This is a genomic window from Streptomyces acidicola (genome assembly GCF_009377235.1).
Taxonomy (GTDB): Bacteria; Actinomycetota; Actinomycetes; order Streptomycetales; family Streptomycetaceae; genus Streptomyces; species Streptomyces acidicola.
This window is the reverse complement of the sequence record NZ_VMNX01000083.1, coordinates 15,225-35,542: the sequence shown is the minus strand read 5'-3', so window position 1 is coordinate 35,542 and position 20,318 is coordinate 15,225. Positions and strand designations below refer to the sequence as shown.

Sequence of the window (20,318 nt, the reverse complement as noted above, 5' to 3'; positions counted from 1 at the left end):
TCTACAACACCCGTCGGCTACACAGCGTGTGCGGATACCGGAGCCCGATCGACTACGAACAAGACCAGCAGGCCGACCACGTGGAGTTGGCCGCTTGAAAGATCTCCACGGTGCGAGGGGATTGACAGGCGGCGCGGAGGCCACGGTCCGCATCGCGAAGGCCGGCCTGGTGCCCACCGACGCGAACCTGCTGCCCGCCTACGACACCTTCGCCGGGCTCGCCGAAGCCTGCCGCACCTGGTGCGAGCAAGTTAACTCCCGCCGCCACCGGGCGACCGGACAGATACCCGCCGACCGCCTGGACATCTTGCCCATCGAGCCACTCGCGCTGGGCGAAGAACGGCTGGTCGGCTCGGATCGCACGATCAGTTTCAACTCAGTGCGCTACTCGACCCCGTCCGGTTATATCGGGGTGAGGGTGTGGTGCCGAGTGGTCGGTGAGGAACTGTCCATCACCGCCCGCACCAATCTGGTGAACTTTCCCAAGGGCACCGACCTGGACTGCTACAGCCGCGAGGAGTTGGACGCCGTGGCCGCGAACAGCCAACCACGAAGGACGCGCGGCTGGGAAACTCAGCCGAGCGCCTCGCTAAGCTCCTGGCCACAGCCACCTGGCAGCTTCGCCGGATCGATCATGCACACCGATGACGGAGCCCAGCCGCACAACGGCTTCGTCCTGGCTGCCGCACTGGTCTCCGCCTGCCCGAGCCACAGCTTCTACCCGAGTTCCGTCGAACGTGCCGTTCTCACCATCGTCTCCGCCCGAGTGGGGCGCCTGCCGGTTTCCAGGTGGCGCAATCCCGTTGGACGGTCTGGGGGAGCTTCTCGGCGTCTCGACGCGACAGGATCACCGCGCACTCGTCGGCGATGAAGATGCCCATCAGTGCCATGTGGGTGTTGCCTGGGCTGTGGTCAGGGCTGTTCCACTTCGATGCGGAGGATACGGTCGTCGCCGGAGCGTGGATCGGTACCGCCCCAGGTGGCACCGTCGGTGTTGGAGGTGATGATCCACAGGGATCCGTCAGGTGCGACTTCGACGGTGCGGATGCGGCCGTATTCGCCTTGGTAGTAGGCGATGGGCTCGGCGGTGGAGGCCTGGCCGTCGACGGGGAGTTGCCACAGCCGCTGGCCGCCGAGGGCGCCGATCCACAGGGATCCTTCGGCGTAGGCGACGCCGGAAAGGCTGGCGTCGTCGGGGGGGGGGTGGATGACGGCGATGGGTTCTTCGCCGGCTGATCCTTGGGTGCCCTCGGACTCCGGCCATCCGTAGTCGGCGCCCGCGCGGAGAACGTTGACCTCGTCCCAGGTGCGGTGGCCGAGTTCGGAGGCGTAAGCAGTGTCGTCCGGCCCGAAGGTGATGCCCTGAACGTTGCGGTGTCCGCTGGAGTAGACCGGTGAGTCTTTAGGGTTGTCTCGCGGTACGGAGCCGTCGGTAGCGATGCGGAGGATCTTGCCGTTGAGGGAGTTGTCGTCCGCGGCGTTTTCGGGTTCGAAGGCGTCGCCGGTGCCGATCCACAGGTGGCCGTCGGGACCGATGACCATCCGGCCACCGTGGTGGCGGTCGGCGGTCTGGATGCCTTCGAGCAGAACTCGTTTGAGGGCGAGGGCGTCGTAGTCCGCGGCGATCGTGAGCGCGACGATACGGTTCTCGCTTGCGCCGGAGACCGAGGCGTAGACCGTGCGATCGTCGGCGAAGTCGGGCGAGGCGACGATGCCGAGGAGTCCTCCCTCTGATGTGGCGTTCACGTCAGGGACGACCCCCACTGTGCGGGCGTCACCGCCGTCGGCAGGTACGCGCAGGATCTCACCGGTGATCCGTTCGGAGACCAGCGCCGAGCCGTCGGGCAAGAAGGTCAGCCCCCACGGCGCGTCAAGTCCGGTGGTCAGTTCTGTGGGTTCGCCCAGCGTCGCGGCGTCCCTGCCGCCGGACTTCGCAGACGTCGTCGGCAGCGACGCCCTCGGCCGCGCCGACTCCTCGGACCTGCCGGAACAGCCGCTCAGTACAAGTCCCAGGCACAGCACCCCAGTCGACAGTCCGGCGACCGTCGCCCGAGCAGAACCACGCAGACTCCCGCTCCACCCACGTGACACACTATTCATGGCTTCACCTTCAGTGTTTCGGCGAACCCGAGCCGCCGTACGAAAGCCTCGCGTGTCAGGTCGCTGAACGCCATGACGTGGTCGACGCCGGCCTCAGCCGCGTCTACCACCGAACGGAAGGGCTTGCTCCCGACCGGCAGGGCGAGGATGCGCTCGATCTCGTCCGCGACGCTCTGCGGGTCGGCTGTCGTGCCCGGCGCGAAAAGCTGCTCGTGCGCCTCGTGCGTGCGCTCGACCAGTGGGTCCAACTCGGCGTATTGCACCGCCACTCTCAGGTCGCTGGCGTGGCTGGCCCCGGGGAAGTGATTAGTCCCCTGGGTGATCGCGCCGGGCATCACGATCGACGTCTCGATGCCGAACTGCGACACCTCGTAGGAGGTGACCACAGCTAGTGCATCGAAGGCGGCCTTGGAGGCCACGTAAGGGCCGAGGAACGGTGGAGTGGTCACCTGGATGGTGCTGCCGACGTACAGCAGCGTGCCGGAACGGCGGGAGCGCATGTGCGGCAGTGCCGCGCGGTTCACCCGGTGAGCGCCGATGGTGTTGACGTCCAGCAGGTGGCTCACGTCGTTGTCGGTGAACGCCTCGACGTACCCGATGTACAGGTGTCCCGCGTTGTGCACGACGGCATCGAGACCGTCGGTCTCGTCGAGAACGTGCCGGACGGCGGCGTCTGCAGACGCCTGCGATGTCACGTCGAGTTCGACGATCCGCAGCTTCCAACCCCGGGAGCGTGCACGAGTATTGAGATCGGACACAGCGCCAGCGTCGCGGTTGCCGGGGTCCCGCATCGTCGCGTACACGGTGTGGCCGGCGGCGGCCAGCGTTTCCGCGGTTCGGCGTCCGATACCCGTGGATGATCCTGTGATCAGTACGGTTGACATGCCTGTCCCTTCAGGCCATGGCGCCGTTGGTGTGGAGAACCTGGCCGTTGACCCAGCGGGCGGGGCCGGCGAGGAAGGACACTGTTTCGGCGATGTCGTCGGGTGTGCCCAGGCGCTGCATGGGGTTGGCGTTGGCGATCTGGTCGACGGCTTCCTGGCTCTTGCCCTTGAAGAACAGAGGGGTGGCGGTGGGTCCGGGAGCGACGGCGTTGACGGTGATGTCTCGCCCGCGCAGTTCGCGGGCGAGGATGAGCGTGAGTGCCTCGACTGCGCCCTTGGAGGCCGCGTAGGCGCCGTAGGTGGGGATGTGCAGCCGGGTTACCGACGTGGAGAAATTGATGATCGATCCGCCTTTGCGGACACGTTGTGCGGCGAGCTGGTCGACGACGAAGGTGCCGCGCACGTTGGTGCGCTGGATGTGGTCGAAGGTGTCCAGGTCCATCTGCGCGATGGGGGCGAGGGGCATGATGCCCGCCGTGTGGACGACGACGTCGACGCCGCCGAGTTCCCTGTCCGCGATGTCGAAGACCGCGGTCATGGCTGCTTCGTCCGCTACGTCGCCGCCCACGGCGACGGCCGGGACTCCGGCACGGGTCAGCGCGCTCGCGGTCTCCTCAGCTCGGTCCTTGGCGCCCGCGAAGTGGATCAGGACCGAGAAGCCGTCGGCAGCCAGGCGCTCCACGCACGCCCTGCCGATGCCACCGGATCCGCCGGTGACGACCGCCACGCGGCCAGTGTTGGTCACCATGGCTCAAACCTCCGTATGATGGATATGGACGATCTGTCCACTGGCCACGATACACAGAAATGTACAAGCAGTCCACAAAGGAGATTGTCCATGTCCCAGAACACTGCCGCCCGCCGGGGACGAGGCCGCCGGCCGGCCGCGGAAGTCCGCGCCGGCGTACTCGCGGCAGCGGGACACATCCTGCTCGCCGAGGGCCTGCGAGCCGTCACCTTCGACCGCGTCGCCACCGAAGCCGGATCAAGCAAGATGACCCTCTATAAATGGTGGCCCTCACCGGGCGCCCTCGCCGCCGAGGCATACTTCACCCAGAGCGACCGCACCCTGCAGTTTCCCGACACCGGCGACCTCCGCACCGACCTGATCACCCAGCTCAGTTCCTTCATCCGCTGGCTCACCGACGAAGGCGCAGCAAAACCCGTCTCCGAACTCGTCGGCGCCTCCCAGACGGACCCCGACCTCGCACACGCCTGGTCAAACAGCTATGCCCTGCCCCGCCGCGAACTCGCCCGCGTACGCCTGCGCACCGCCCAGGAACAAGGCCAGCTACGCCGGGACGCCGACCTCGACATCATCGTCGACCAACTCTGGGGCGCCTGCTACCACCGACTCCTCGTACTCAAAGTCCCCTTCGACGACACCCTCGCCGAACGCCTCGTCGACCAAGCACTCCACGGCGCAACACCCCACACAACATGATCGCCCATTAGCCTCGCGAAAGTGTGAGGCAAGCTCCGACCCGGACGGACACATCTGCGCCCGTATCCTTCACGCGCTGCTTCCCGGTCGCCCGATGCGGCTGTCCACCCGCATCGTCAGTGCGGACCTACCGCTACAACAGCTGGAACCGCGACGGGCGCCCTCGCGACAGCACGCCGATCACCACCATCGTGATCACCTTGCATCCACCAGCCCTCCCCAGCGCGCACGTTCCAGGCCGGGCCCCTGCTGGCCGCTGGGGCCCGGCCTGCCAGATCCTGGCCGCGAACTCCAACCAGCCCACGCACACCGCGACATCCCACCTGGCATCGAGCATCGGTGACCGGGACTGTAGCGAGCCGACGTCCGGTTCCCGCGGCGACTGTGGGCGGCGCGTCTGAGGCAGGCAGGCGGGCGGTGCAGACAAGGCCGTCAGGGCCCTCGACGGAACCGACGACCGGGGCCGGCTGCTGTGGATCTCGGCGGCCCGCCCCGGGCGTGTCTCAGGAGATCACCGCCTGCCGGCACGGCAAGCTCGCCCGGAAACTGCTGGAGCCGGGCTCGGAGCCATCGCCGACCTGGGATTCGTCGGCCTCGACGCCGACCCGGCGGCGATCACCGGCTACAAGGCCGCCCGGGACCGGCCCCTGACGCGAGGCCAGAAGCTGTCCAACACGGCACTGGCGGCCGTCAGGGCACCCGTCGAGCACGGCTTTGCCCGCACCCAAGAACTGACGCGCCCTCGGTAAGGTGCGCACCGACCCCGCCTGGGTGACCGCCCTGGTCAGGGTCTTGCTGGTCCTCACGAACCGCGAAGTCGCCCGATGACCGACGATCTTCACCAAGGTCACCTGCCAGCGACCAGCGCGAGCGTCCCGACGCCCACGCACGCCAGCCCCGTGACCAGCAACTTCAGCTTGCACACCTCTCAATGGGCCTCAGGCCCCGCAGTCCACCCTCAGAGGCGTCTCACGTTCAGATCGCGGCCGACGAGTGCAGGGCCCCGGTTGCCTCCGCCACGGTTCTGGGGAGTGTCTAATCAACGGCGGATCTGCTGATCAAGGGAGAGACTCCAAGTGAGCGAGACGATCGGGCAGGAGTCCGTGGACGAGTCGGCCGGTGGTGCGATGCCGTCGGCTGCGTCGGACGAGCAGCTCGTCGCGATGCTGGTGGACCGGGCACGGAACGAGGGGCTACAACTGACCGGCGAGGGTGGGTTGTTGCAGATGCTGACCAAGCGGGTGCTGGAGCCGGCCCTGGAAGGCGAGATCACCGACCACGTCGGCTACGAAAAGCACGATCCGGCCGGGAAGAACAACGGCAACAGTCGCAACGGCACGCGGTCCAAGACCGTGCTGACCGATGCCGGGCCGGTCGAGGTGAAGGTGCCGCGTGATACCGCCGGCCGCTTCGAGCCGCAGATCGTCAAGAAGAGGCAGCGGCGCTTGACCGGGGTGGACGAGATGGTCCTCTCCTTGTCCGCGAAGGGACTCACCCACGGAGAGATCTCGGCTCATCTGGCCGAGGTGTACGGCGCCGATGTGTCCAAGCAGACCATCTCCACCATCACCGACAAGGTGATGGAGGGCATGGCCGAGTGGCAGAACCGTCCCCTGGACCGCGCTTGAGTTCTGTCGGTGTTTGCGAGCGCCCCGGAAGGAGTGCGTTCGGATGCCGAAGTACGCCCCCAACAAGATGCCGAGCTCGGTGAAGAAGCAGTACTTTGAGTTGCTCAGGGAGGGCTACAAGGGTGCGGCCGCGGCCCGGGTGGTGGGGGTCTCCGCCAGCTGTGGTTCGAACTGGTTCATCGAAGCTGGAAGCATGATCGTTCCCGACACCGGCCCGATATCGCCGCGCTTCCTGACCCAGAACGACCGCATCGCCATCGCCGACGGACTCCAGGCCAAGCAGACCGTCAAGGAGATCGCCACGTCGATTGGGAAGAGCTTTCAGACCGTCTACCGCGAGATCAAACGCAACGCGAAGCCGGACGGCAGTTACCACCCCTGGTGGGCCCACAACCAGTCCCTGCTCCGGCGCCGCCGTCCCAAGGAGGAGAAGATCCGTGGCAGCGAGCCGCTGCGGACGCTCGTGCGCGAGAAGCTCACCGAGAAGTGGTCGCCGCAGCAGATCGCGCGTCACCTGGCCCGCGAGTACGCGAATGACGTGACGATGCGGGCCTGTCCGGAGACGATCTACCGGGCCCTCTTCGCCGGCCTCCTCGGTCGCCGTGAGGCCAAGCTCCGCACCGGCCGCACCCGCCGCAAGAAGCAGCGCCGTGGTGTCCCCACACTGAACAAGATCAAAAACATGACGCTCATCCACGAGCGGCCCATCGAGGTCACCGGCCGTACGGTTCCCGGGCATTGGGAAGGGGACCTGAGCATCGGCCGGGGTCAGGGCTCCGCGATCGGCACCCTCGTCGAGCGCACTACCCGCTACGTGCACCTGATCCACCTGCCGCACGGCTGGAAGGCCCCGCAGGTCCGCAACGCGCTCATCACCCAGACCGCGCACATCCCGCCTCAGCTGCGGCGGACGCTGACCTGGGATCAGGGCCGTGAGCTGACCCTGCACGAGGACATCGAGGCGCTGACCGGGTTCCGGATCTACTTCTGCGACCCACACTCGCCCTGGCAGCGCGGCACGAACGAGAACACCAACGGCCTGCTGCGGCAGTACTTTCCCAAGGGCACCAACCTGTCCGTCCACACCGCACGAGACCTCCGCGAAGTCGCGCATCAGCTCAACCGGCGCCCCCGACTCGTCCTTGGCGACAGGACCCCAGCCGAGGTCATGCGAGAATGCCTCACATGCCCATTGACCAGGTGAATCGCAACCACTGATAGAAACCGCCCCATCAGACCGAAGTGGCCCGTCGCGAACTTTCCGGAATGGAGACCCTGTTCACCAGTCCACAAGACACAACCACCGTGGCACCGCCCCGTTGGAAGATGGCGCTCGCCGCCTTCGCAGCCGTACTCCCGATCTCTCTGATCGGCAGCGGCCTTCTGGGTCCGGCGCTCAGTGCTTTGCCGCTGCTGGCGCGGGTGCTGATTCTCGCGCTGCTGTTCAGTACGTTGATGACGTACCTGATGATGCCGACCGTGACCCTCGTCCTTCGCCGTTGGCTCTATTCCTCCACCTCAACCGCGGGTGAGGGACCGACGCGATAACGGAGCCCTGGGGGACGGCCCGAGCCGTCTTGCCTGCTTCGACGAGCCCGTTCCTTCCCAGAGATCCCGTTTTTGCGATCGTCGCTCAGCCCTTTCCAGCCTGACTGCGGCACCGTCGAGGGGCTGTTGCGTAACGTGAAAAAGGCAACCTCGCCGGGCACCCCGGGATACGAGACGCGGTGGCGCACCTGTACGAGGGCGAACACGTCACCGGGCAGGCGTTCATCGAAGCGCGTTGGTCGAGCTGTACAACCTCGCCCACCTCGATGTGCTCACCCGTGGCCGTATCCTGGTCGGTGATCAGCCGTCGTCCGACGGCCGTGCAGCCGGCGAGCAGTCACCGTCTGCTCAGCGGCTTGACCATGGTCTGGGAACACAGCTTGTGCTGGGTTCCCAGAACCACACCGTGACCTGCATGACAAGGAGTTCCGATCGTGAACCCCACATCGCCCGAGCCGCTCGGCGGAGGCGAGCCCCAGGACGCGACAGGTCCGGCCCAACGAGGCGGCCCTTCGCTGGCCGAGGACCTCCTGCTACTGCTGTTCCAGCCCGAGTCCGGAACGATCGCCGGCGAGAACACACTTTTCTACACCCTCGCCGGTGCTGTGCTGAGCGACCTGGCACTGGCCGGTCAGGTCGCATCCGACGGGGCTCACGCGAGCGCCGTGCGAGCCGAGGCCCTTGGCGAGGTCCCGCCTTCCGATGAGATCCACCGCTCCGCCTGGACTTATGTCGCCAAGAAGCCCCGAAGCGTCCAGACCGTCCTCGCCGCGATCGGACCGCAGCTTCGGGCACCGCTGCTGGACAGGCTGATCGCACGCGGCGATGTCGAGCGGGTGAGAAAGAAGGCGTTCGGTCTGTTCAACACCACTGCACTGGTCGAGGGAGCAACTGGCCGCCGAGCGCGGCTGCTGGAGAGCGTGCGCGCCGTTCTCGTCGACGGCGCCGAGCCGACTGCGCGCATCGGCGCCCTCGCGGCCCTGCTGTCGGCAAGCGGAACCCTGCCTCAGTTCGACCCGCAAATCCCTTGGACAAACCCGGTGATCACCCGTGCGAAGCAACTGGAGCAGGGCCACTGGGGAGCTGGCGCCGCGGCTGAGGCCGTGACCCGCACGGTGACCGCGGTCATCGCCAACAACATCATCGTCGCAACAACCGCCCAGCCACCGAGCCAGTAGAGGTAGCGCTTCGCGGGGGCCTCTCTGTGGTTCGTCAAGCGGGGCGCGCGGTGCCGGGTTCGTAGAAGGTGCCGTCGCGGAGCATCGCGAACAGGACCCTGATGCGGTGGCGGGCCAGGCGGAGAAGCGCCTGGAGGTGGGTCTTCGGCCTGGTCACGGCAGGATGGTCCGGGCGCGGCCCGAGGACACGCTCCAGGCGGGGGTGGAGCTGGGTGAGCAAACCGCGTATCCGGATGGAGGTGCGGGTCGTCTGGGCCGCCAGGTCCTGATCGAAGCCCACCAGTAGGGTCGGCTCGGCGGCGATCTCGGCGGTCAGTTCCATCGAGCGCAGGGCGTGCGGCATGGTCCGTGCGGCGTCCGCGATCACCGCGGGGTCCTTCGCGGCGACCTTGCAGCCGGCGTCCCGGGCCACCGTCAGGGGACAGGGCTCCGATCGAGGTCGGCCGGTCCACGATGACCCCGCGTGACTGCCGGCAGCGCGGCGATGGTCTCCACCACGCCGTCCAGGCTGTCGGCCGCATGCACAACATCGCCCTAGCCGCATGACCGCCCAGGTCAACCGCCCGCGTCCAGCTGCCTGATCACGGCCTTCTCCAACACCCTTCAGTACGGCCCTGCGGACAGCTGCCGGTGAGCATGTATCGGATCAGCAAGTGCCCCGAACCAATCGGTGACGGTATGCGGCCGTGCGACTATGACGTCGGTGTTTCGGGCGGAGCCGATGCCGCGGAGCCCACGTCGAGTTGGTCGCGCTTGATGGCGGCGTCGACTGCGGCGCCGATGCGGCGAAGGGTCGCCAGCTCTTGGGGCTCGAGCTCGTCCATAAGGTATTCGCGAACCGCTGCGACATGTCCCGGTGCCGCCGCCACGACCGCCTCGTAACCGGCCTCGGTCAGCGTCGCGTTGGTGCGTCTGCCGGAGCCGGGGATCCGGGCTCGTGTGAGCAGTTCGCGCTTCTCCAACCGTCCAACGACGTGCGACAACCGCGAAAGCGACGCCGCCGTTCGCGCAGCCAGATCGCTCATCTGCAGCGTGTGCGCCGGCTGTTCGGATAGGACCGAGAGCACCATGTACTCGAAGAAGGTCAACCGGGCCTCGCGCTGCATCCGCGCGTCCAGGGCAGCCGGCAAGCTGATCATGATTGCGGAGTTGGCCAGCCACGCCGCCCGCTCGTCGCAGTTCAGCCATCGCGTTTCGGCAACCGGACCAGTGGACTTCCCTGACCCAGAGCCTTCTTCGGCCGGCGCCGTCGTCTCGGATGTCGACCCGTTCGCCGGACGCCGACGGCGTTGTCCGTTTGTGCCAGCTGAGGTACTCGCCATGAGGCCATGCTAGCCACCCTTGTTGACGCGTCAAGTTATGAGGTGTAGATGTTGACGCGTCAAGTTCGCCTCATTGCCGCCCGAGCGCGTAACTGATGGCCGCGCACTGCGCCGTCGCAGCCGTTACGCAACTTTCCGCGGCGCTGAAACCGGTCCCCGCATCGAAGTGCCGGGCTCGCGAATGGATCCAGGGAAGGACAACCGGATGCAGTTAACGTCGCTCGGAGGGCTCGAAGTCTCGCGCATCGGTCTCGGGGCCATGGGCATGTCGGCGTTCTACACCGGCGCCGGTCGAGGCGACGCCGAGTCGATCCGCACCATTCAGCGCGCTGTGGACCTCGGTGTCACGCACCTGGACACCGCCGAGGTGTACGGGCCCTACGTCAACGAGGAACTGGTGGGGCGCGCCGTCAAGGGCCGTCGAGACGAGGTCGTCCTCGCCACCAAATTCGGCCTCGTCTCCCACACCGGCCGACCAGGCCCGGACAGCACTCCCACCGGCATTCGCACGGCTGTTGACGGGTCGCTGCGGCGGCTGGGAACCGACCACATCGACCTGTACTACCAGCACAGGGTCGACCCCGGCACTCCCATCGAGGAGACGGTGGGAGCGTTGAGTGAGTTGGTGGACGCGGGCAAGGTCCGCCACATCGGACTGTCGGAGGCGGCTGCGGCGACGATCCGCCGGGCCCATGCGGTTCATCCAGTGGCCGCTGTCCAGACCGAGTACTCGTTGTGGACACGAGACCCTGAGGCGGAAGTGCTGCCCACGCTGCGTGAGCTCGGCATCGGACTGGTTCCCTATTCGCCGCTGGGGCACGGTTTTCTCGCCGGTGAAATCCGCAGCCTGGACGGCCTGGACTCCGCCGACTGGCGTCGTACCAACCCTCGGTTCACCGGCGACAACCTCACGCGCAACCTGCGCATCGTCGACCAAGTACGCGAGGTCGCCGACGACATCGGGGCCACGCCCGCGCAGGTCGCTCTGGCCTGGCTGCTCGCGCAGGGGGACGGCATCGCGCCCATTCCGGGGACGAAGCGTATCGGCCGGCTCGAGGAGAACAGCGCCGCCGACGGAATCCGGCTCACCGCAGGTCAGATCACTCGTCTGGGAAACCTGACACCGGCGTCCGGCGAACGCCATGCCGAGCCCGACATGGCGGCCATCGACCAGTGAGAAGAACGTGGGGTGAGCGATTCGCCCCACGCGATCCGCCGGTTGCGTACTTCAGGCCCGGGCAGTAAGCGGCGGACTGGGCAAAACCAATCAATTTTTGTTGCAGAGGACGGAATGGAGCACTACATCATGTCAAGCAGAGTCATTCGTGTCGGCATTATCGGCGCGGACACGAAGGCGAGCTGGGCGGGGGCATCGCACATCCCCGCGCTGGCGGCACAGCCTGACTTCCACCTGGCGGGCGTGGCGACGCGGCACGAGGAGAGTGCCCGCAGCGCTGCCGAGGCGTTCGGCGCAGAGCGTTGGTTCGCCGATCCGTTCGAGCTCATCCGTGATCCGTCGGTTGATCTCATCACCGTGGCTGTCAAGGTCCCGGCTCACCGCGAGCTCGTCCTGGCAGCCCTCGCGGCGAACAAGGCCGTGTATTCGGAGTCTCCGCTGGGTTCCACCGTTGCGCAGACGGAAGAGATGGCTGACGCGGCCGGCTCGCTGCACACGGCGATCGGCCTGCAGGGCCGGCTCAATCCCTCGGTGCGCCGCGCCGCGGAGATCATCGCGCAGGGCCGGCTCGGGCGGCTGCTTTCGGCGCGAGTCGCGGCGACGACATTCGGCAACGGTCCGGAGTCGGTGAGCGCGTACGAGTACTTCGACAAGGCGGCGGCGGGTGCGAGCTTCCTGACCATCGCGGCAGGCCACGTCCTGGATGTCATCGAAGCCGTTCTCGGTGACATCGCCGAAATCGATGCGCGCACGGAACTCCTCTGGCCGCAGGTGAAGCTGGTGGACACCGGCACGATTTCCGTCCGGGAAGTCCCGGATCACCTCGACGCGATCGTCAAGACCTCGTCGGGGGCGCCGGTCGGGGTGCAGATCTTGGCGGGCGTACCCGCGCCCGACGCCCACTTCAGCCTGGAAGTTCGTGGGTCGGACGGCTGGCTGAAGCTGACCGGCGACCACCCCGCGGGCGTTCAGGTCGGCGACCTCGCGCTGTCGTCGAACGTGGACTTCACCGCGCCCGACAGCCCCGTCGCCACCGGTACCGGCCCGACCGCCGCCGAGATCTGGACGGGTGCGTCCATCAACGTGGGGGAGGTGTACGCCAGCCTGGCGCGCGACATGGCGCACGGGACCCACCACACCCCGGGATTCGACCACGCCGTCCACAACAGCCGCCTGATCGCCCGAGTCGAACAGGCCTCGCGCACCGGTCACCGGCAGTGAAGGTGTTACACGGCGCCCTGCTTGTCACCTTGCACCACTGCCGGTGATGTATGGACGGCCAACGGCCGCGTCCTACCCAGTCAGGCCTGGTGTCCGCGATCGAGGTCGCGGACACCAGGCCCGATCGCGGCAGTCTTCGAGAGAACCACGCCGTGACCGATAGGGCGACCGATCCGTGAGAGCGATCAGCCCACGTAGGTTCGGACACGCTGAAAGGCCCCTGAGGCTCACAACCCCGATCCAGGAGTCGTTGATGATTTCTGTCCTCTGTCACCACGGCGCCGGCGGCGCTTCGCGGAAGGCTCACGACGTATGACCACGTCCGCGCGCGCCGCCGTTCTCGAAACCCAGGACGGGCCGTTCGAATTCCGTGACATCGAGATCGAAGACCCGCGACCCGACGAGATACTCGTCCGCATGGTCGCGACCGGAATATGCGCGACCGATGCTCACGTGCGGGCGCAACGCATGGCGACGCCGCTACCGGTGGTGCTGGGGCACGAGGGCGCGGGAGTCGTCGAACAGGTGGGGGCCGCTGTCACCACCGTCGAGCCCGGCGACCACGTCGTCCTGTCCTACCACTCGTGTGGCCGCTGCAAGCCGTGCATGTCCTCTCACGCGGCCTACTGCGACAACGTCTGGGCAGCCAACTTCGCAGGTGCCCGCCTGGACGGCTCGAACGGCCTGCACGTCGCCCACGGTGCTGAGCCACACGGTCACTTCTTCGGCCAGTCCTCATTCTCCACCTACGCTCTGACCCACCAACGGAACACGATCAAGGTCCCCCGTGATCTGCCCCTCGACGTCATGGCTCCGTTGGGGTGCGGGCTGCAGACAGGCGCGGGGGCCGTACTCAAGGCCCTCGCGGTTCCGCCGGGGGCGTCCTTCGCCGTGTTCGGCGTGGGTGCGGTGGGCTTGGCAGCGGTCATGGCGGCTCGCGTTGCGGGTGCCACCACGATCGTCGCCGTCGACGTCGACGCCGGCCGGCTCGAGCTCGCCCGCGATCTCGGAGCGACGCACATCGTCAACCCCGGCCAGGTCCAGGATCTGACCGGCGCGCTCCGCGCCATCGAGGCGCGCGGCCTGGAGTACGTCCTCGATACGAGCGGCCGCACGGAAAACCTCGACGCCGGGGTCGGCGCCTTGGCATCGCTCGGCCGATTCGGCTTCGTGGCGTTCCATGAAGGCACAGGCGCCATGATCGACGCCGGTCGGCTTACGGTCGGCCAGTCGTTGCAGGGCATCATCCAGGGAGACGCTGTCTCGTCGCTGCTGATCAACGATCTCGCCCAGCTCTATCGAGCGGGCCGGTTCCCGATCGACCGATTGCTGTCCTTCTACGACTTCTCCGACATCAACACCGCGTTCGAGGACGCGGGCTCGGGCCGCGCCACCAAGGCGATCCTTCGATTCACGTCACCGGGATAGCCCACCCGTTCGACAGATTTTCCACAACAGAGAGAGGCATCTCGTCGATGTGCCAGAGCAATCAGAAACCCATCAGTGTCGACAACACTCCGAGCTTCTACGCGATCGACCACTATGGCTTCCCTCGAGCGGGGGCGGACGACCCGTCGGACCCCGAGGGGTATTACCCCCCCTATTTCCAGAGTGAGCACTTCCAGAAGTACGGCTACCACGTCGAAGAACTGCGCGGCGGTTTCTACTGGGTCACCAGCGCCGGCTACGACGCCGCATTCGTGGTGACCGAGCAGGGCGTGATCGCCATCGACGCACCGCCGACGCTGGGCGAGAACATACTGGCAGCGATCGAGGACGTCACCGACCAACCGGTGACCCACGTGATCTACAGTCACTGGCACGCCGATCACATCGGCGCGGCTTCCGTGTTCGGTCCCGACGTCGAGATCGTCGCCCACCGCATCACCAAGGATCTCCTGGAGCGCTTTCCCGACCCGAAGCGGCCCCTGCCGACGAGGACATTCGACGACGAGCTCGTCCTCGAAGTCGGCGGAGTGACCCTGCAGCTCTCCTACAAAGGCGAGAACCACTGCCCCGGAAACATCTTCATCTACGCACCACAGCAGAAGGTACTCACTGCCGTGGACATCGTGAGTCCGGGAAGCGTAACGTTCATGCACTGCGACGCCTCGCAGAACATCTCTGGCTGGTACGAGGCGCATTCGCAGATTCTCGAATACGACTTCGACTTCTTCGTCGGCGGACATCACATGCATTACGGCACCTACGAGCAGGTGAAACTGTGCGTGGAGTATTTCGCCGACGTGCTCGAGGGGGCGACCGAGGCGGTCGAGCGGTTCAGCCGCTCGGATGCGCTCGTCGACATCGTTTCCGGCACCGGCTGGAACAGGATGTTTGTCGGCACCGAGAACTGGATCAATTCGATGGCCAACTACACAACCCGGCACGTCCTCGAGAAGACGACCAGCAACGGCCAGCTCTGGTGGGAGCGTCTGGCAGGTGCCACCACCCAGACCAAGTACCACGCGTACACCGTGCTGGAGTCGATCCGGCTGGAACGGCCTCGCCCGGACTACCGCATGCGGGGCGAGAACCCCCCGGTCTTCCTGACCTGACCTCGTCCTGAACAGCACGACCGGATGAGCGGTGCGAGGGACTGTGCCGGTCCGTCGCACCGCCTCTTGCACTGACGGTGCGGTTGCGATGCCGCCATCGCAGAGTGACGGTGTGCGGTTCCAGGACATCCTCGGCAGAGCAGCTCGGCGACGCTTCATTTCAGACAGCATGGAGAGAGGATCAGGAGTGCGAACGCTGCCCGCGCCGCACCTCAGGTGCGGCGGTCGCCGGGTCGTCCCGTCCGAGGCGGTGAAGCCGCGACCTTATGCCTCGTTTTGGCGCTCCACTCGACGAGAGGGTGCAGAACATGCATCAGGCCGGCGCCTCGCTCGGTGGGCCGGTACGTGATCTGGACCGGCGTCGTCGGCACCACGACCCGCTCGATCAGTTGGTGGCTCTCGAGCTCGCGCAGGCGCTGGGACTGCAGTTGGTTCGAGATTCCGGTGACCAGCGCTCGGTAGTCGACGAATCGGCGGGCACCCCGCATCGCCGCCAGGAGCACCGCGGCGCTCCACTTCTTGCCCACGATCTCGACCGAGCGCTGGAAGCTGCGGCACACATCGTCGTCGATGTGCTCGTAGCCGACTTCCGGGCGGCGCCGGCCGGGGTGGCGGAGGACTCGTCGAGCGATCGAAAGCTGGTCATTTGGTCATGATGCAAGAGAGAGTCATTTTTAGTGATCAGATCATTTCCTGTTTGTTGCACGTGGTCATCGCCGTGCAGCCTTGTGCCATGAATGCACGACCGACCCGTTACGACGCGCTGTGAACTACGGACACCGGCTGAGGTTCGGGCTCCGCCTGACCACTGACGACGGCCGCGGACCCGGCCAGTTGGTCGAATGGGCGGGCCTGGCCGAGCAGTGGGGACTGGACCTGCTCGTCGTCCCGGCCGGAACCGCGGGCGCCGACCTTGAGCCGTCGACCGTGTCGTCCTGGATCGCGGGGGCGACCGTCTCGCTCGGACTGGCGATGGAGGCACAACCCACCCACCATCCGGCGATGCTCGCTCGGGCCGTCGCGAGCTTGGACCAGCTCACCGGGGGCAGGGTCGAACTGGCTCTCCGCGCGGGCCCGGCAGCGGCCCGACCCGGGACGGCGGGGTCCGACGCGACACTCGGCGAAGCGATCGACGTCGTCCGCGAGCTGTGGAACGTCCTCGACCGCGGCCTCGGCCGATTCACCGGCCGCTTCTACCGTCTGGCGGGAGCGCAGAAGGCCGCGCCCGCGTACGACGTGCCGATCGCCGTGGACGGTCAGGGACGGGACGTGCTCCGGCTCGTCGGACAGCAGGCTGACGAATGGTCGACGGTCGTCTGCGACGTCGCCGCGCTGGCGCAAGGCAACCGTGTGGTCGACGAGGCGGCGCGACGGGCAGGTCGCGATCCCCGCGAGGTACCAAGGCGGATCACGATCCGAGGTGGCTTCGGTGAGCGGACAGGCAGGTTCACCGGAACTGCCGCGGACTGGGTGAGCGACCTGCTGCCACTCGTCGTCGAACACGGGGTGGGCACCATCGTGCTCGACACCGACGAGCGAGACGTCGCGGCCGGGTTCGCGAGCGAGGTCGCACCCGGCCTGCGGGCGGCCGTGGACACGGCGCTCCCTCGCGATTGGTCGAGCGCGCGGGTCCGGCGTTCCACAGCACTCGCCAGGCGTAGGCCGGGGATCGACTACGAGGGCACTCCTCCGGGGATGGCCGAGGTCGTTGAGCCCGGTGACCTGGCCTACGCCCGGCTGCGGTCCGGATACCTGCGCGGCGGCGCGCCCGGGATCATCTTGCGGGCCGCGACGAACGAGCAGGTGACACAGGCGCTTGCATTCGCCCGTCGACACCCCGGCGTGCCTCTGTCTCGCCGAAGCGCCGGGCACGGAGTCTCCGGACGCTCCACCAACGACGGCGGGATCGTCATCGACGTGTCACTGATGAACGCGATCGAGGTGCTTGACGAGAGGACGCGCAGGGTGCGCATCGGGCCAGGTGCGCGCTGGGCCGAGGTGGCGGCCGCACTGGAGCCCTACGGCTGGGCGTTGAGCTCGGGCGACTACGGCGGCGTCGGAGTGGGCGGCCTCGCCACGGCGGGGGGCATCGGATACCTCGCGCGCCAGCACGGCCTGACGATTGACCGCCTGCGGGCCGTGGAGATGGTGCTCGCGGACGGCTCCACCGTCTGGGCCAGTGATTCGGAGAACTCTGACCTGTTCTGGGCTGTTCGGGGGGCGGGCGCGAACTTCGGGATCGTCACTACCTTCGACTTCGAGGTCGACGAGGTCGGTGCGGTCGCGTTCGCCCAGCTCACCCAGGACGCGAGCGACCTCGAGCGCTACCTTGTCGGCTGGGGCCGTGTGGTCGAGGAATCACCGCGGGATCTCACCAGCTTTGTGATCGTGCCGCCTCCGCGGGACGGGCGACCGGCGTTGGCGCTGAGTCGCACCATGGTCGCCGCCGCGGACCGGGAGACCGTGCTCGCTCGGCTGGAGCCACTGGCCGAGATCTCTCCGATGTACGCCCAGGACGTGTTCGTCACGTCCTATGCGGCCGTGATGGACAATGCGAGCGGCGACGCACCGGTTGCCGGCGGTGAACCGGCCTCCCGCAGCGGCCTCCTCCGGCACGTGACCCCGCAGTTTGCCGCGGTAGCCGCCCGTGCGATCCGCAGCGGCGCGATCGGATGGTTCCAGCTCCGCTCGGTCGGCGGTGCCGTCACTGATGTTCCCTCGGACGCTACCGTCTACGCCCACCGCGACGCGAACTTCTCGCTCGTGGTGATGGGCGGTGCCGACGAGGCGGTCGACGAGGCCTGGGCCCAGCTGAGCCCCTTCCTCCATGGCCTCTACATCAGCTTCGAATCCAGCCTCCGGCCGAGCGCCTCACCGAGGCATGGCCCCCACGAACCCTCGCGCGTCTGCGTGAGCTCAAGACCGTCTACGACCTGGAGGGCTTGTTCGGCGAGAACTTCGCCATCACGCCCTCCACGAACCACCCCGAAGGATGCGACCTATGACCGACTACCGCCACGAACTGTGGTTCGGCAGCTTCGTTACCCCCGTCGCCCACCCGCCTCAGGCGCCGGTCGAGTTGGCCCTGACGTCCGAGCGGGCCGGTCTCGACCTCGTCAGCTTCCAGGACCACCCCTACCAGTCGGCGTTCCAGGACACCTGGACCCTGATGTCGTACGTCGCGGCACGCACCGAACGGATTCGAATCAGCGGCAATGTGCTGAGTCTTCCGTTGCGTCCCCCGGCTGTGCTGGCGCGCGCCGCCGCGAGCCTGGATCGGCTCACTGGCGGGCGGGTCGAACTGGGAATCGGCGCGGGTGCGTTCTGGGACGGCATCGTCGCGATGGGAGGCCGCCGGCTCGAACCGGCCCAGGCCGTGCGGGCAGTGGGGGAGGCCGTGAGCGTGATCCGGGGGCTGTGGGCCACCGACGAGTCCGGTCCCCTCCGGATCGAGGGGGAGTTCTACAGCCTGACCGGCGCGAAGCGAGGGCCCGCGCCCGCCCATCGAATTCCGGTCCACATCGGTGCCTACAAGCCGCGCATGCTACGGCTGACCGGCCGGATCGCCGACGGTTGGCTGCCTTCCCTGAGGTACCTGCCCGACGGCCCCGCATCGCTTGGCGCGATGAACGAGCAAATCGACGAGGCCGCCTCCGCCGCCGGCCGCGAGCCCGCAAGCGTCAGCCGCTTGCTCAACCTGAGCGGCCGATTCACTACCGGCGGCGGGCTGTTGGAGGGGAATCCCGGCGACTGGGCTGAACAGATCGCCGACCTCGCCCTGCAGTACGGCGTTTCCGGGTTCATCCTCGCCTCGGACGACCCTGCCGACTTGAACCTCTTTGGCCACGAGGTCGCGCCGCGCGCCCGTGAACTCGTCCAGACCGAACGCGCGGCATGACACGGTTTGCCCCTGGCACTCATGGTGCCGGAGCCCCGATAGTCGCAGCGCAGGTGGAGTTGTTCGGACGCCGCGAGGAGACCACGGTTCTCGACGAGTTTCTCTCACAGGCCCGCGACGGGGCCGGTGGCGCCTGGTGTTGTGGGGCGAGCCGGGTATCGGCAAGTCAGCTCTGCTTCGCTACGTACACGACCGGGCCGAGGACTTCGTCCGGCTGAGCTACTCGGCCACCCGACCCGAGTCGGACCTGGCCTTCGCGGGGCTGCACGGGCTGCTGCGACCGGTGACCGATCGCGTTGAGTCGCTGTCGACGGCCCAGGCCGCTGCTTTGCGTGCTGCGCTCGGGCTGGGCGGTGAGCCGACGAACCGGCTGTTGGTCGGGGCGGCCGTGCTGTCCCTGCTCTGCGGACTCGCCGAGCGGCAGCCCGTGCTCGTCGTGGTGGACGACGGGCAGTGGCTCGACGAGGCCACCGCACTGTGCCTCGGAATCGTTGCTCGACGCGTACGGGCGCATCCCGTGGTGGTCGTGCTCGCCGATCACAGCGATCCCGGCCGTCCGACGGTGGGAAGGTCTGGCCGACGCGCGGGTCGAAGGCCTCACCGACGAGAGTGCGCGGCAGCTCCTGGCCGCCGTGGCCCCGCTCGCCGACGAGGCGGCGGTGCGGATCACGATCGAGGAGGCGGGGGGCAACCCCTTGGCGCTGCGCGAGCTGGTCACGCTCGGGGGTAACCTGGACGACGCCGAGCATCGCCAGGGGAGAGGACGACCACCCGTCGGGCCGCGCCTGCAGCGGGCCTTCCGGGCGGGGATCGAGGCCCTCAGCCCCCTCGGCGCAGCTGTTGATCGTGCTTGCGGCAGCCGAGGAACAGGGCGACCGACTCGCGGTGCAGCGCGCCGGTAGCGGGTCGTGGGCCGATGGCGCCGCCTGGGAGGAAGCGACCAACGCGGGCCTGCCCCACGTGGTGGGCAACCGAGTCGGATTTCGGCACCCCATCGTGAGGAGAGCCGTCTACGAGGGCTGCGGTGCCGCGGCGAGGCGACGGGCTCACCGCGCCTTGGCCGCCACGATGCCGGACGGGGCGGAGGAGCGGGCATGGCACCTCGCCGCCGTGGCCCATGAGCACGACGAGAACGTCGCGACGTTACTCGACACACCGCGGCCCGCTCCCGGCTCCGCGGGGCCGCGGTGACGGCGGCACGAGCGTTGCGGCGGACCGCCGAACTCTCGGCCGCACCGGTCGACGCGTCACAACGACTTGCCGAGGCGGCCAGGGCTTCGTGGGACGCAGGGGCGGCGGCCACGGCGCAGCGCCTGCTTGATGACGCGGAACGGCTGGCCCCAGGCGCTCACGTCGCCTC

18 protein-coding genes and 4 pseudogenes are annotated in these 20,318 nt (G+C 67.6%); 16 read left to right on the top strand and 6 right to left on the bottom strand.

Annotation, left to right across the window (positions count from 1 at the left end):
* Positions 1-121: 121 nt before the first annotated feature.
* Complete coding sequence (locus FPZ41_RS47195; protein WP_194236174.1) at positions 122-871, top strand: Mu transposase domain-containing protein; 750 nt, start codon at positions 122-124, stop codon at positions 869-871.
* A gap of 41 nt (positions 872-912) precedes the next feature.
* Here the strand turns inward: FPZ41_RS47195 and FPZ41_RS22035 are convergent, their stop codons facing one another.
* From FPZ41_RS22035 to FPZ41_RS22025, 3 genes are read right to left on the bottom strand one after another with little or no spacing between them, the layout of a single operon-like run.
* A complete protein-coding gene (locus FPZ41_RS22035) occupies positions 913-2,100 on the bottom strand; it encodes a PQQ-dependent sugar dehydrogenase (RefSeq protein ID WP_152865128.1) in 1,188 nt (395 codons plus the stop codon).
* A complete protein-coding gene (locus FPZ41_RS22030) occupies positions 2,097-2,984 on the bottom strand; it encodes an SDR family oxidoreductase (RefSeq protein WP_152865126.1) in 888 nt (295 codons plus the stop codon). Before FPZ41_RS22030 ends, FPZ41_RS22035 begins: the two co-directional genes overlap by 4 nt.
* Positions 2,985-2,994: 10 nt before the next feature.
* A complete protein-coding gene (locus tag FPZ41_RS22025; protein WP_152865124.1) occupies positions 2,995-3,732 on the bottom strand; it encodes an SDR family oxidoreductase in 738 nt (245 codons plus the stop codon).
* 90 nt (positions 3,733-3,822) lie between these two features.
* Here FPZ41_RS22025 and FPZ41_RS22020 point away from each other — a divergent pair, with 90 nt between their 5' ends.
* From FPZ41_RS22020 to FPZ41_RS21990, 6 genes and pseudogenes are all read left to right on the top strand, one after another.
* On the top strand, positions 3,823-4,428 hold the full coding sequence (locus FPZ41_RS22020; RefSeq protein WP_152865138.1) for a TetR/AcrR family transcriptional regulator: 606 nt from the start codon (positions 3,823-3,825) through the stop codon (positions 4,426-4,428).
* A 467-nt stretch (positions 4,429-4,895) separates the two neighbouring features.
* The gene (locus FPZ41_RS50290) at positions 4,896-5,177 is read left to right on the top strand and encodes a hypothetical protein (protein WP_194236173.1); all 282 of its coding nucleotides are present in this window, start codon (positions 4,896-4,898) and stop codon (positions 5,175-5,177) included.
* A 378-nt stretch (positions 5,178-5,555) separates the two neighbouring features.
* Positions 5,556-6,047: pseudogene (locus FPZ41_RS22005) on the top strand (transposase); the annotation flags it as partial.
* Positions 6,048-6,099: 52 nt separating this feature from the next.
* Positions 6,100-7,260 (top strand): IS30 family transposase, encoded by a 1,161-nt coding sequence (locus FPZ41_RS22000; protein ID WP_152865122.1) that lies wholly within the window; start codon positions 6,100-6,102, stop codon positions 7,258-7,260.
* A gap of 62 nt (positions 7,261-7,322) precedes the next feature.
* A complete protein-coding gene (locus FPZ41_RS21995; protein WP_228022892.1) occupies positions 7,323-7,604 on the top strand; it encodes a hypothetical protein in 282 nt (93 codons plus the stop codon).
* A gap of 434 nt (positions 7,605-8,038) precedes the next feature.
* Entirely contained in the window at positions 8,039-8,782 is a 744-nt protein-coding gene (locus FPZ41_RS21990) for a GOLPH3/VPS74 family protein (RefSeq protein ID WP_322620556.1), read from the top strand.
* 151 nt (positions 8,783-8,933) lie between these two features.
* Here the strand turns inward: FPZ41_RS21990 and FPZ41_RS21985 are convergent.
* Positions 8,934-9,240, bottom strand: a pseudogene (locus tag FPZ41_RS21985) (IS110 family transposase); the annotation flags it as partial.
* A gap of 4 nt (positions 9,241-9,244) precedes the next feature.
* On the opposite strand from FPZ41_RS21985, the pseudogene FPZ41_RS49915 reads away from it, so the two are divergent.
* Positions 9,245-9,328 (top strand): annotated as a pseudogene (locus tag FPZ41_RS49915) (IS5/IS1182 family transposase); the annotation flags it as partial.
* Between the two features lie 146 nt (positions 9,329-9,474).
* On the opposite strand, the gene FPZ41_RS21975 reads toward FPZ41_RS49915, so the two are convergent.
* Positions 9,475-10,104 carry a MarR family winged helix-turn-helix transcriptional regulator gene (locus FPZ41_RS21975; RefSeq protein WP_152865120.1) on the bottom strand — a complete coding sequence of 210 codons (630 nt, stop codon included), beginning with the start codon at positions 10,102-10,104 and terminating at the stop codon, positions 9,475-9,477.
* 205 nt (positions 10,105-10,309) lie between these two features.
* Between FPZ41_RS21975 and FPZ41_RS21970 the strand changes: the two genes are divergently transcribed.
* The 4 genes from FPZ41_RS21970 to FPZ41_RS21955 all read left to right on the top strand — a co-directional run bounded on the left by FPZ41_RS21970 (position 10,310) and on the right by FPZ41_RS21955 (position 15,060).
* Positions 10,310-11,281 (top strand): aldo/keto reductase, encoded by a 972-nt coding sequence (locus FPZ41_RS21970; protein WP_152865134.1) that lies wholly within the window; start codon positions 10,310-10,312, stop codon positions 11,279-11,281.
* A 114-nt stretch (positions 11,282-11,395) separates the two neighbouring features.
* Complete coding sequence (locus FPZ41_RS21965; protein WP_228022891.1) at positions 11,396-12,502, top strand: Gfo/Idh/MocA family protein; 1,107 nt, start codon at positions 11,396-11,398, stop codon at positions 12,500-12,502.
* A gap of 312 nt (positions 12,503-12,814) precedes the next feature.
* Complete coding sequence (locus FPZ41_RS21960) at positions 12,815-13,930, top strand: NAD(P)-dependent alcohol dehydrogenase (protein ID WP_152865118.1); 1,116 nt, start codon at positions 12,815-12,817, stop codon at positions 13,928-13,930.
* Positions 13,931-13,977: 47 nt separating this feature from the next.
* Complete coding sequence (locus tag FPZ41_RS21955; RefSeq protein WP_152865116.1) at positions 13,978-15,060, top strand: MBL fold metallo-hydrolase; 1,083 nt, start codon at positions 13,978-13,980, stop codon at positions 15,058-15,060.
* A 212-nt stretch (positions 15,061-15,272) separates the two neighbouring features.
* On the opposite strand, the gene FPZ41_RS21950 is transcribed toward FPZ41_RS21955, so the two are convergent.
* Complete coding sequence (locus FPZ41_RS21950; protein WP_265584249.1) at positions 15,273-15,548, bottom strand: winged helix-turn-helix transcriptional regulator; 276 nt, start codon at positions 15,546-15,548, stop codon at positions 15,273-15,275.
* Between the two features lie 277 nt (positions 15,549-15,825).
* On the opposite strand from FPZ41_RS21950, the pseudogene FPZ41_RS48515 reads away from it, so the two are divergent.
* The 4 genes and pseudogenes from FPZ41_RS48515 to FPZ41_RS48505 all read left to right on the top strand — a co-directional run.
* Positions 15,826-17,226: pseudogene (locus FPZ41_RS48515) on the top strand (LLM class flavin-dependent oxidoreductase); the annotation flags it as partial.
* An 835-nt stretch (positions 17,227-18,061) separates the two neighbouring features.
* Entirely contained in the window at positions 18,062-18,958 is an 897-nt protein-coding gene (locus FPZ41_RS21940) for an LLM class flavin-dependent oxidoreductase (RefSeq protein WP_152865114.1), read from the top strand.
* A complete protein-coding gene (locus tag FPZ41_RS48510; RefSeq protein WP_322620555.1) occupies positions 18,927-19,688 on the top strand; it encodes an ATP-binding protein in 762 nt (253 codons plus the stop codon). Before FPZ41_RS21940 ends, FPZ41_RS48510 begins: the two co-directional genes overlap by 32 nt.
* A gap of 116 nt (positions 19,689-19,804) precedes the next feature.
* Positions 19,805-20,149: a hypothetical protein gene (locus FPZ41_RS48505; RefSeq protein WP_228022889.1), complete on the top strand. Its 345-nt coding sequence runs from the start codon at positions 19,805-19,807 to the stop codon at positions 20,147-20,149.
* The last annotated feature ends 169 nt before the right edge of the window (positions 20,150-20,318 follow it).